This window comes from Qipengyuania sp. JC766, assembly GCF_040717445.1.
Lineage (GTDB): Bacteria > Pseudomonadota > Alphaproteobacteria > Sphingomonadales > Sphingomonadaceae > JC766.
The window spans coordinates 1,354,647-1,367,296 of the sequence record NZ_JBFEFL010000001.1; the positions used below are offsets into that span (position 1 = coordinate 1,354,647).

General features: G+C 61.5%; 5 protein-coding genes. 3 read left to right on the plus strand and 2 right to left on the minus strand.

The features are described from left to right. Positions 1-259 precede the first annotated feature (259 nt). A complete protein-coding gene (locus AB1K63_RS06770; protein WP_366959231.1) occupies positions 260-3,313 on the plus strand; it encodes a TonB-dependent receptor in 3,054 nt (1,017 codons plus the stop codon). 91 nt (positions 3,314-3,404) lie between these two features. Here AB1K63_RS06770 and AB1K63_RS06775 read toward each other — a convergent pair whose 3' ends face one another. Continuing rightward, entirely contained in the window at positions 3,405-3,941 is a 537-nt protein-coding gene (locus AB1K63_RS06775) for a hypothetical protein (RefSeq protein WP_366959232.1), read from the minus strand. A 397-nt stretch (positions 3,942-4,338) separates the two neighbouring features. On the opposite strand from AB1K63_RS06775, the gene AB1K63_RS06780 reads away from it, so the two are divergent. Next, positions 4,339-7,542 (plus strand): TonB-dependent receptor, encoded by a 3,204-nt coding sequence (locus AB1K63_RS06780; RefSeq protein WP_366959233.1) that lies wholly within the window; start codon positions 4,339-4,341, stop codon positions 7,540-7,542. Positions 7,543-7,614: 72 nt separating this feature from the next. Here the strand turns inward: AB1K63_RS06780 and clpB are convergent, their stop codons facing one another. Next, positions 7,615-10,191 (minus strand): ATP-dependent chaperone ClpB, encoded by a 2,577-nt coding sequence (clpB, locus tag AB1K63_RS06785; protein WP_366959234.1) that lies wholly within the window; start codon positions 10,189-10,191, stop codon positions 7,615-7,617. A gap of 185 nt (positions 10,192-10,376) precedes the next feature. Between clpB and AB1K63_RS06790 the strand changes: the two genes are divergently transcribed. Next, positions 10,377-12,608: an acylase gene (locus tag AB1K63_RS06790; protein WP_366959235.1), complete on the plus strand. Its 2,232-nt coding sequence runs from the start codon at positions 10,377-10,379 to the stop codon at positions 12,606-12,608. Positions 12,609-12,650: the final 42 nt, after the last annotated feature.

Sequence of the window (12,650 nt, forward strand, 5' to 3'; positions counted from 1 at the left end):
AGATCCGTCGATTTAAAATCTGGAATTCCGCGTTCCGTCGCATGGAACCGATCACATCTCGCCCGCTGCTGAAACACTGTTGCAACAAAAGCACTACGTTGCGCGAAATGTGACAAAACCGACGCTTTCAATTGCGGACGGGACCTATCCTGAAGCATTCGGCATCCAGCAAATGGAGAAACGGGCCGGGGGTCCGCCGATTTGCGTGCCAACCGAATTTGCGTCGGCGTCCGTCGGCGCTTCGAAAGGGACTATGAACATGAGAAATATTAAGCTCCTGAAGGCCGGCACCGCCCCGATTGCCGTCAGCCTCGCGCTTTTCGCAGCGCCTGTGCTGGCTCAATCGGTGGACGACGACCAGCCTGAGGAAACCGTGCAGCCGGGTGAGCCGGCCACCGGAACGATCATCGTTACCGGTACGCGCATCGCCTCGCCGACCGTCGAGTCGCCCGCGCCGCTGCAGATTGTCGACGATCAGGCGATTGACGACGCCGGTGTAACGAACATCCAGGAACTGCTCCTGGAAAATCCGGTTTTCGGTACGCCGGCCCTGAGCCGTACGAACTCCGCCTTCCTGACATCCGGCACCGGTGTCGCGACCGTTGACCTTCGCGACCTTGGCTCCGACCGCACTCTCGTTCTGATTGACGGTCGCCGTGTCGTTGCCAGCCTCGCCGGTTCCTCGACCGTCGACCTGAACGTAATCCCCACGCAGTTCGTCGAGCGCATCGACATTCTGACCGGTGGTGCTTCCGCGCTTTACGGCTCGGACGCTATCGCGGGCGTTGTGAACTTCGTTTACAAGACTGACTTCGAGGGCATCGAAGCGAACGCGCAGTATGGCATCACCGAGCAGGGCGACGAAGCGCGCTACCAGGCGAACGTCACCGCGGGTGCGAATACCTCCGACGGTCGCGGCAACATCATGCTGCACCTTGGTTATTCCAACGAGGAAGGCTTGCTCTCGCGTCAGCGTGCGAACACGCGCGTCGACGATGGTGACCGTGCAGCTTTCGTGACCGGCGATCTCGCAGATTTCGGCATCAGCGACGCACCGTTCTTCTCGAGCTTCCCGCCGCAGGGCCGCTTCATCGTCGGCGACCGGGATCCGGCCACCGCAGGCAACCAGCCCTACACCTTCACCTATTCCCCGTCGGGCAACCTTCAGGGATGCTACGCAGGTAACACGACGACCTGCACCATTCCCGCCGGCGCTGGCGGTGGCACGGGCGTGGGCCCGAACGGTTTCAACCGTCAGAACTTCCGTACGCTGGCGGTTCCTGTCGAGCGCTACCTGTTCGCTGCACGCGGCAACTACGAAGTTTCGGACGATGTCGAAGCCTACTTCGAAGGTACGTTCAATCGCACTACTTCGTCGCGTATCATCGAGCCGTTCCCGCTCGAATCCGGCGGCGCCAACGGCGTGTTCCCGTCGGGCGGCGGCTTCAATGTCGAGAACTACCTGCCCGGTACGAACACCGTGGTCGCCAACCCGCTGATCCCGGCGGAAATCCTGGCGCTTGCGACCGACACGAATGGTGATGGGCTTCGCGACATTGGCTTCGCTCGTCGTCTGTCCGAATTCGGTCCGCGTAGCGGCAGCACTGCTCGCGATTTCTATCGCTTCGTAGTTGGTCTCAAGGGAGACTTCCTTGATAACCGCTTCCAGTGGGACGTGAATTACAACTACGGCGAAGTGTCCGAAAACCAGGTCTCCAGCGGCCAGGTGAACGTCGTCAATTTCCGGAATGCCCTCGCGGTGCGTTCCGAAGTTGGTGATGAAAACGGTAACGGCATCGCCGGCGAAGCGATCTGTATCGACGCAGAAGCGCGCGCCAACGGCTGTGTTCCCGCGAACATCTTCGGCTTTAATAGCCTGTCGCAGGATGCAGTTAACTACATTCAGGCACAGGGCACGTTCCAGACCGGCATTCGCCAGAATGTCGTTCAGGGTATCGTTTCCGGCTCGCTGTTCGATCTTCCGGCCGGACCGGTCGGTATTGCCATCGGCGGCGAATACCGGAAGGAAAGCTCCTTCGAAGACAACGACGCTCTTACTAACCAAGGTCTGAACGCCGGTAACGTCCTGCCCGACACGAGCGGTAGTTTCGACGTCAAGGAAGCGTTCGCCGAAATCAAGATCCCGATCCTGGCCGATACGCCGGGCTTCGAGCTTCTTGAAATCGGTGGCGCGATCCGTCTCGCCGACTACTCGACCGTCGGCAGCGTCACGAGCTACAACGGAACCGTCACCTGGCAGCCGTTCTTGCCGCTTCGTCTGCGTGGAACCTACTCGAAGTCGGTCCGCGCTCCGAACGTCGGTGAACTGTTCTCCGGCCTTTCGCAGACCTTCCCCTCGGGGCTGGTTGACCCCTGCGTGGGCATCGGTGCAACCGGCGGTGGAGCAGTTGGCGACAACTGCCGTGCCGATCCGGGCGTAGCCGCCAACATTGCTGCCAATGGTGTGTTCACCCTTAACCAGGCAGACCTCCAGGGCATCAGCGGTTTCAATGGCGGTAACCCGAACCTCGAGGAAGAAGAGGCCGAGTCCTACACCGCCGGCGCGGTGTTCGATGCCCGGTCGCTGGGCCTCGGCAACCTGACGCTGACCGCGGACTACTACAACATCCGCATCGACAACGTCATTGCCGCGTTCCCGCGTCAGTTCAGTCTCGATCAGTGCTATGGTCAGGGCAACCAGACCTTCTGCGACCTCATCACTCGTCGTGGCGACGCGACGGCGGTGAACAGCGCCGGTTCGATCGATCTGATCAACGCTCTGGCAGTCAACGCAGCGATCCTCGAGACCGAAGGTCTCGACGTCGTGCTCGCCTACAACACGCCGCTGGGCCTCACCACCAATGACCGTATCACCGGTCGCGTGGCCTACACCCACGTGTTCAAGAACGATTACACGCCTCTGGAAGGCGAAGATATCGATCCTGCAGCGGGTGAAATCGGTACTGCCAAGGACCGCTTCACTGCCAATATCGGTTACGGCACGGACGATTTCCGTCTGAGCTTCACCGGTACGTACATCGGTGAATCCTTCGAAGATCAGGGCTTCTGCGCTGCCTTCGGTGCAGAGCCGGAATGCGTTGGCGTCGACGCCGAATTCTACCTCGATACGCAGCTGAGCTTCTATGCTTCTGAAGAGCTTGAGGTGTATTTCGGTGCTGACAACGTTCTGGACAACGACGCTCCGAACCTCCTGAGCGGCACGACGTTCAACGTGACCGGATCCGACACGGCCGCCGACGTGTACGACATCTTCGGACGTCGCTACTACGCCGGCGTTCGCATGCGCTTCTGATTGCGTGTACCAACAAAGAAGGGGCGGCCCAACGGCCGCCCCTTTTTTATGTCCTGCGGGAAAATGCTCGGACGTCAAGAATCTTGCCTGATTATCTGAGGCGCTTCACTCGCGCTGCCCGACCGGAACCGACCGTCGCGAAGTAACTACCGAGCGCGCCGCGCTTTATTATAACGGTCGCTCCTTCGCGCATGCCTCCGAGATAGGTGTTATCGGTCTGTTCCCAAACCGCCCCATCCGGCAATGTGAAGACGAAGCCTCGGCGAGCTTCGCGAAAAGATGCGATCGTCGACGTGATCTCTTTCAGTTCCTGAGTCTCTTCGGATTTCTCATCGGCTTCGTCGAAAAGCTTGATCCGAGGAACCGCCAAACCGAACAGTCCTTGTTGAGCTTCGCGAACGTCCTTCCTCGTCACGACGACGAGCTCCTTCGCCTGCTGCGCAGATTGAAGCGCCGAGACTGCGGCGTCGTAGCAAACCAGACGCTGCTCATCGTCTGTGATTGTGCGACAATCGACAATCGACGTCAGGGCATCTGACGATTTGGCTTCTGCCGTTTCCTGTGCATTTGCCAGGCCGGAAGAGGCGGCAACCAAAATGGCGCCCAGTCCAAATAATCCACGCTTCAATGCATCTCTCCAATATAGCTGACAGGCATGGCATACCGTAACGTGACCGACGGGCAAAGAAGTACGTCTGGCAAGACGATCACCCGGACGCGCTTTCGAAGGTTCGAGTGATCTCTACATCCTTCAAACAGCTGACGCTCACCGGTCGGACGCCGAACTTACCCCGAGGTTTGACCACCCGGAAGAAACGCCTCGCACTGTGTCTGATGCCTCGGTGTTGCCCTTGAGACACAGCAGCGCACCAATTCGTTTCCGATGTGACGATCGCATTGCGATTTGTACCGGCATTGCGGAACACTGTAGCAAATCACTCCAGCTGGCTCGCAAACGGCTGATTCGTGTGATTTTGCAATCTGTTGTGCCAGCATGGCTGGCTTTCCTGGGGGACTGACAACTCATGAGATACACTTTTCCAACCAAGCAGCGTCTGTTTGCCGGCGCGGGCGTTCTTGCCCTCTCGCTCGGTGCTTTTGCTGCTCCGGCCCACGCGCAGGTCGAGGATGAAGATACTCTTCCCGACTGTGTGGATGCGAACAATGACGGTGAGTGCGACACGGCCGAAACTCCCGGCGATGCGCCCCTGATCATCGTTTCCGGTACGCGTATCGCGCGTCCGAATCTCGACTCGCCTGTTCCGGTCACCTCGGTCGAGGCAGGCGAACTGCTCGACGACGGCGCGATTTCGCTCGGCGATGCCCTGAACGACCTGCCTTCGCTTCGTTCGACATTCAACACGTCGAACTCCCAGCGCTTCATCGGTACGACCGGTCTCAACTTCCTCGACCTTCGTGGTCTCGGCACCACCCGCACGCTGACGCTGGTGAACGGCCGTCGTCACATCACGTCGAGTGCCGGCGATTTCCAGGTCGACATCAACACGATCCCGTTCGAGCTGCTCGAGCGCGTTGATGTCGTTACGGGCGGTTCTTCTGCCGTTTACGGGTCCGACGCTATTGCCGGTGTGGTCAACTTCATCCTCAAGCGCGACTACGAAGGTTTCGAGCTTAACGGCCAGGGTGGTATTTCCGAACGTGGCGACAACGGCCGGTATTCGGTCAGCGCCGCATTCGGCAAGAACTTCGCCGATGGCCGTGGCAACATCGCCGTCGTCGGCGAATACAGCAAAATCGAGAGCGTTCTGAATTCCCAGCGTCCCGACATTTCGGGTTTCGGCATCGGGTTCACGAGCTTCGTCACCGTCGATTCCGACACCGAACTGAGCAATTCCGACGGCAATCCCGACCAGATACTGATCGGGGGTCAGCGTCTCGACTTCCTTTCCGAGGGCGGTACGGTCGGTACCTTCTGCCAGGGCGACCCGCTCATCCAGCCGATCGCCTGTACTGCAGACGGCGCGGCCGCCCGCATTCGCTTCGACCAGAACGGGCGTCTCTTCCGTGAGGAAAACGACGTGCTTTCCAACGGCAATGCCGTGGGCGGTACCGGTTCCGTCCTCTCCGACGGAACACTCATCCCGGACATCGAGCGCTACAACCTCAACGTTCTGGCACGCTTCGATATCAGCGACGCTTTCCGTCCCTACGCCGAAGCCAAGTATGCCCGGATCGAAGCGCTCGGTCAGGGTACTCCGACCTTCTTCAACAGCTTCTGTAACGGTCTGACCGGTGCATCGGGCTTGAATCCGGCGTGCTTTACCAACCTGAATTCGTCGCCGATCTTTATCCGGTTCGACAACGCATTCCTTAATCCGGCAGACGTTCCGACGCTCATCGACATTCAGGACAACCTGCTGGCGGCCTTCGGAATTGGACCGGGCAATTCGCAGGGCTTCACCCTTAACCGCAACAATACTGACTTCGGGACTCGTAACGATCAGATCACGCGCGAAACCTACCGCTTCGTGGCGGGTGTCGAAGGTGATATCGCAGCGAACACGCGCTACGATGTTTCTTTCAACTATGGCCGGTTCACGAGCAATCTTCGTGCGCAGAACCAGATCATCTATCAAAACGTCCGCAACGCGGTCGATGCTGTAGCGGGCCCCAACGGCCCCGTCTGCCGCATCAATGTAGATGCGAATCCGAACAACGATGACGCAGCATGTGTGCCGCTCAACATCTTCGGCTTCGGGGCGCCGAGCCAAGAGGCGCTTGACTATGTGCTGGTGGACTCGACGCTCGACGACAAGGCGGAGCAGTACAACGCGCTCGCGTATATCAGCAGCGACAGTTCGTCCTTCTTCGAACTGCCCGGTGGTCCGGTTTCGGTGGTCATCGGCACGGAATGGCGTCGTGAGACGGCATTCTCCGAGCCCGATGCGCTTTCGGCGAGTGGTGCGACCTTCTTCAACGCCTTTGACGTGTTCGATCCGCCGGCGCTGGAAGTCTTCGAATTCTTCGGCGAACTCGAGGTGCCGATTCTCGCCAATGTTCCTGGCTTCGAAGAACTGACCCTGTCGGGTGCAGCTCGCTATTCGGACTACAATTCGGGTGCGGGTGAAACCGGCGGCGTCTGGGCCTATAACGGCAACCTGATCTGGTCGCCGATCCAGGACCTGCGCCTTCGTGCGAACTACTCGCGCGCAGTTCGTTCGCCGACGTTGAGCGATCTCTTCTCGCCGTCGACGGAGAACTTCCTGTTCCTCACCGATCCGTGTGAAGAGGTGAACATCAACAACGGTACCTCGACGCGTGAGCAGAACTGTCGTGCGGATGGGGTTCCGGCAGGTTACGATGATCCCGTGACCGGCAACCGTTCGGTGAATCAGGGCGGCAACCCGTTCCTCGAAGCCGAAGTTTCGGACAGCTGGACCATCGGCGCGATTTTCGAACCGCGCTTCCTGCCCGGGTTCACGGCATCGGTGGATTACTACAACATCGAAGTCGAAAGCGTCATCGCGAACATCAGCGCGAACCAGATCCTTGCGAACTGTTACGATGCGCCGTCACTGGACAACAATTTCTGTCCGCTGATCGCCGATCGTGAAGCTGATGGCTCGCTGCCTCTGACCGGAGCGCTCAACATCGCGCCGATCAACTATGCGAACCTGACCGCGGAAGGTATCGATTTCGACCTTCGTTACGTGAAGACTTTCGACAATGACGATCGCCTGAGCTTCCGTGTCATCGCCACGCACGTGCTCGACCGGACCAACTTCCTCGATGTCGATAACCCCGACCTGCCGAACCGCGTGAAGGGTGAACTGGGTGACCCCGAATGGGCATTCAATTTCAACGCTTCTTACACCCGCGGACCGGTCACCCTGTCTTACGGCATGCGCTGGATTGACAAGCAGTTCATCGGCGCAGCGGAAAACTACGTTCCGTACGTGACCGAATGTGTCGACGATGGAACCGGGGCGGGCGTCATTCCGCAGACGGACACGTCTTGCACGATCGGTGAGCTGGTGACGGCGCCTCCGGCGAACCCCGATCTCACGGCGGAAGTGAACTATCCCATTCGTGCGTATCACGACATTCGCCTGGACTTCCGTGTGAATGACCGGTTCAACTTCTATACCGGTGTTGACAACCTGACCGACAAGCTTCCGCCATTCGCGCTCACCGGCGCGGGTGCTGGCTCGGGTATCTTCAGCAACACCGGGCGCTTCTTCTTTGCCGGCTTCAATGCCGAATTCTAAGACGAGCTAAGACCTGAATGAAAAGGGCCCCGGGAAACCGGGGCCCTTTTTTGTTCGGCTTGCTGAGCGAAGTTACTCGACCTGCATCTTGAGTTCCCCGTCGCCCTCGTCGATCCGGACCGTGCTGCCGTCCGGGACGGAACCCTGGAGCAGCATTTCGGCGAGCGGGTCCTGGAGGTAGCGCTGGACCGCGCGCTTGAGCGGACGGGCGCCGTAGACGGGGTCGTAACCTACCCGGCCCAGCCAGCGCAGCGCGGCGTCCGACAGGTCGAGCGTGATCTTGCGGTCCTTCAGCAGCTTCTGCACCCGGCCGACCTGGATCTCCACGATCGGCGCCATGTGTTCCATCGCGAGGCGGTGGAACAGGATGATCTCGTCCAGCCGGTTCAGGAATTCCGGGCGGAAGTGGCTGCGAACCACGTCCATCACCTGGGGCTCGACATCCTCGACCGACTGATCGTCCGTCATCTGGCTGAGATACTGGCTGCCCAGGTTGCTGGTTAGGATGATCAGCGTGTTGCTGAAATCCACCACCCTGCCCTGCCCATCGGTCAGGCGCCCGTCGTCGAGCACCTGCAGCAGGACGTTGAACACGTCGGCGTGGGCCTTCTCGACCTCGTCGAACAGCACGACCTGGTAGGGCCGGCGCCGTACCGCCTCGGTCAGGACACCGCCTTCCTCGTATCCCACGTAGCCGGGAGGCGCGCCGATCAGCCGGGCGACCGCGTGCTTCTCCATGAATTCGCTCATATCGATGCGCACGAGGGCCTGGTCGTCATCGAACAGGAAGCCGGCCAGGGCCTTGGTCAGTTCGGTCTTGCCGACCCCGGTCGGGCCGAGGAACAGGAAGCTGCCGAGCGGCCGATTGGGATCCTGCAGACCGGCCCGCGCGCGGCGGACCGCTTTGGAGACCGACTGCACGGCCTGCTGCTGCCCGATCACCCGCTTGCCGAGGATATCCTCCATCTGGAGCAGCTTTTCCCGCTCGCCTTCCATCATCTTGTCGATCGGGATGCCCGTCCAGCGGCTGACCACCGAGGCGATGTCCTCCTCGGTCACCTCCTCGCGCAGCAAGGCGTTCTGCGACGCGCCGCGCGCATCCTCCAGCTTCTTCTCGAGATCCGGGATCCGGCCGTATGAAAGCTCGCCCGCCTTGGCGAGATCGCCCTCGCGCTGCGCCTGTTCCAGTTCGATACGCGCCGCATCCAGCTCTTCCTTGAGCCGCCCTTCCGCCTGGATCTTGTCGCGTTCGTTCTGCCAGCGGGTCGTCAGTTCGGACGATTGCTGCTCCAGTTCGGAAAGCTCCTTGCGCAGGACTTCCAGCCTGTCCGCCGAAGCCTGGTCGCTCTCCTTCGACAGCGCCTGCTCCTCGATCTTGAGCTGGATGATCCGCCGGTCGAGGTTCTCGATCTCTTCCGGCTTGGATTCCACTTCCATCCGGATGCGGCTCGCCGCCTCGTCCATCAGGTCGATCGCCTTGTCGGGCAGGAAGCGGTTCTGAATGTAGCGATTGGACAGCTGCGCCGCCGCGACGAGCGCGTTGTCGGTGATGTTCACACCGTGGTGCAGTTCGTATTTCTCCTTGAGGCCGCGCAGGATGCTGATCGTATCCTCGACGCTCGGCTCCTCGATATAGACGGGCTGGAAGCGCCGCTGCAGCGCCGGGTCCTTCTCGACGTACTTCTGGTACTCGTCGAGCGTCGTCGCGCCGATGCAGTGCAGCTCGCCGCGGCTGAGGGCGGGCTTCAGCAGATTGGACGCATCCATGCTGCCTTCCGAAGCGCCGGCACCAATCAGGGTGTGCATCTCGTCGATGAAGAGGATGATCTGCCCGTCGGCACCCTTCACCTCGTCCAGCACCGACTTCAGCCGCTCCTCGAACTCGCCGCGATATTTCGCGCCGGCGATGAGCGCGCCCATGTCGAGCGACATCAGTGTGCGGCCCTTGAGGCTGTCGGGCACGTCGCCATTGGCGATCCGCAGGGCAAGCCCTTCGGCGATGGCCGTCTTGCCGGTGCCGGGTTCGCCGATCAGGGCCGGATTGTTCTTCGTGCGGCGGGCGAGGATCTGGATCGTGCGCCGGATTTCCTCATCCCGGCCGATGACCGGGTCGAGCTTGCCGGCCCGCGCAGCTTCGGTCAGGTCGCGCGCAAACTTTTTCATCGCGTCATAGGCGCTTTCCGCATTCGCGCTGTCGGCGGTGCGGCCGTTGCGCAGTTGCTCGATCGCGGCGTTCAGTCCCTGCGGCGTCACCGAGGCCGCTTTCAGGGCTTCGCCCGCTTCGGTAGAGGAAAGCGCGAGCGCCAGCAGGAGACGCTCGACAGTGACGTAGCTGTCGCCGGCCTTCTCCGCGACCTGTTCCGCCTGGTCCAGCACCCGGACCGCGTCATTATCGAGCCCCGGCGTCGCCTGTGCGCCACCACCGGTCACCGCGGGGATCTTCGCCAGGCCTGCGTCGACCCTGTCGACCGCCAGGCCGGCTTCGCCGCCGCTGCGCTGGATCAGGCCGGCCGCCATGCCCTCGTTGTCCTCCAGCAACGCCTTCAGGAGGTGCAGCGGCGTGATGCGCTGGTGGTTCATGCGGATCGCGACGGTCTGCGCGCTTTGCAGGAAGCCCTTGGCGCGGTCGGTGAACTTTTCGAGATTCATGAAAGGTCCCTCAGTTTGGAAAGCCTGACTGTATTGCCGTGCTAACATGGTGTTGCACTTGCGCCACACAAGTGCACCGGTCGATCAACATGCAACCGCCGTCCGGGTTTCTGGCGATGGCTGCATACCGCCCTTCACCATTGCCGAACAACGCGCTAGGTGCGCCAGCAAGAGAGGATTGCAATATGAAATGGATCGGACGCGCAGGCCTCGCCCTGCTCGCGGTGCTGCTGGTGGCATTCGTGGCGCTGGCGACATGGGAGCCGTTCTTCGCCGAACGTGGAACGGGGCCCGCGAGCGACGGAACCTACAGCGCGGAGATCATCCGCAGCGATTTCGGCGTGCCGCATATCTACGGCGAGACCGATGCGGACGTCGCCTACGGGACCGCGATCGCCCATTCCGAGGACGATTTCTTCACCCTGCAGGACGTAATCGCCATGAGCCGGGGCCGCTACGGCGCGATCGCCGGGGAAGACGGCGCGCAGGTCGATTACGTCTACCACCTGCTGGACGCGCGCGGCACGGCGGAGCGGGAATATCCGAAGATTCCGGCGGATACGCGCGCGCTGTTCGAGGCCTACGCCGCGGGTCTCAACCAGTATGCCGCCGAACATCCGGGCGAGGTCAAGCTTGCGAACCTCTTCCCCGTGAACGGGACCGATGTGGCTGCCGGCTTCGCCTTGCGCCAGCCGTTCTTCTTCGGCCTCAACAACGTCATCGGCCCGCTCGTCGCGGGTGAGCCGCTCAATCCCGAGCATGGCCCTGCCATCCCGCGCGAAGACCTCGTCGCGCCTTCCGATGCCGAACCCATCATGCAGGACGGGGATGCCGGGACCAAGACGGCATCTGCTCGCCCGCTCCCGCTCCACATGGGCGAGGACGGCGCCTATGCCGGTTCCAACGCCTGGGCCATCGCGCCGAGCAAGTCGGCCGAAGACGGCAACGGGCCGACCATCCTGGTGTCGAACAGCCACCAGCCCTGGCGCGGCGGCGTCGCCTGGTACGAACTCGTCGTCGAAAGCGGCGAAGGCTGGCACTATGCGGGAGCGAATTTCCCGGGGAGCCCGTTCCCGTTCCTGGGCCACAACGAGGATCTGGGCTGGACCAACACGGTCAACACGCCCGACATGGTCGATGTCTATCGCCTCGAAATGAACGAGGCCGGGACCCAGTACCGGCTCGACGGCGAATGGCGCGACCTTGAGAGCGAGACCGTTACCCTGCCGGTCAAGATGGGCCCGGTCGTCCTGCCGATCCGCCGGACCGTCCACCGCAGCGTTCATGGTCCCGTGATCGAGAACGACGAAGGCTTCTTCGCCATCCGCTATGGCGGCATGGGCAGGCTGGGCCAGCTCGACGCCTATTACCGGCTCAACAAGGCGCAGGACCTCGAGGAATTCCGCACCATACTGGCGCGCATGGACATCCCGAGCACCAATTTCCTTTATGCCGACAAGGCCGGCAACATCGCCTATTTCTACAACGCCGCCCTTCCCGACCGACCCAAGGGCTTCGACTGGCGCGGCATCCTGCCCGGCAATACCAGCGCCGCCATCTGGGATGGTCCGGTGGGATTCGATGAACTGCCGCAATATGTGAACCCCGCCAGCGGCTGGCTCTTCAACGCCAACAACAGTCCGTTTTCCGCCGCCGGCGAAGGCGACGACCTGTCGCCCGACCAGTTCGCGCCCGAGCTGGGCGTGGAGCTGAAATCCACCAACAGGGCGCGGCGGGCCGCGAAGCTGATGGAGGAAACCGAGATCATCGACCGCGCCAACCTGGAGCGAATCAAGTACGATACGGCCTACGAGCGCGAAGGCTATGTCGCGCGCCTGTTCGACGAGATCGCCGCACTGGACGTGTCGGACGATGCCGACCTGCAGCAGGCCAAGGCGCTGCTGCTGGACTGGGACTACACCGCGGACAGCGTGGGTCGCGGCGATGCGCTGGCATTGCTGATGATCCGCGAATTCATGGGATCGTCCTACCAGAACACGCCATGGCCCGACGTGCGCGAGGAAATGGAGAAAGCGGTCGACCACCTGAAGACCCATTTCGGCCGCCTCGATCCGCCGATGAGCGACCTGCTGCGCCTGCGGCAGGGCGATGTCGACCTTCCGCTCGATGGCGGGTCTGACACGTTGCGGGCCAGCACCTTGTGGAATGTCGACGACGACGGCCGTCTCTCGGTCCGCCACGGGGACAGCTTCCTGATGTTCGTGGAATGGCTCGACGGCAGCCGCGTGGTCTCGCAATCGATCCAGCCTTACGGCGCCGCCACGACCCGGCCGGACGATCCGAACTATGCCAGCCAGGCCGCCCTGTTCGTACGCCACGAATTGAAACCGGTGTATTTCTGGCGCACCGATATACTCGAAAACGCCGTTCGTCGAAAAACCGTGAGCAACCGATGACCGGGCCGATAGGCCCGACCGATCTGTTAGGGGACTGAGAAT

What these genes read in the sequence shown, in the direction of transcription:
- AB1K63_RS06770 (WP_366959231.1), top strand. Translation starts at nt 260, where the DNA reads ATGAGAAATATTAAGCTCCTGAAGGCCGGCACCGCCCCGATTGCCGTC.
- AB1K63_RS06780 (WP_366959233.1), top strand. Translation starts at nt 4,339, where the DNA reads ATGAGATACACTTTTCCAACCAAGCAGCGTCTGTTTGCCGGCGCGGGC.
- AB1K63_RS06790 (WP_366959235.1), top strand. Translation starts at nt 10,377, where the DNA reads ATGAAATGGATCGGACGCGCAGGCCTCGCCCTGCTCGCGGTGCTGCTG.
- clpB (WP_366959234.1), bottom strand. Translation starts at nt 10,191, where the DNA reads ATGAATCTCGAAAAGTTCACCGACCGCGCCAAGGGCTTCCTGCAAAGC.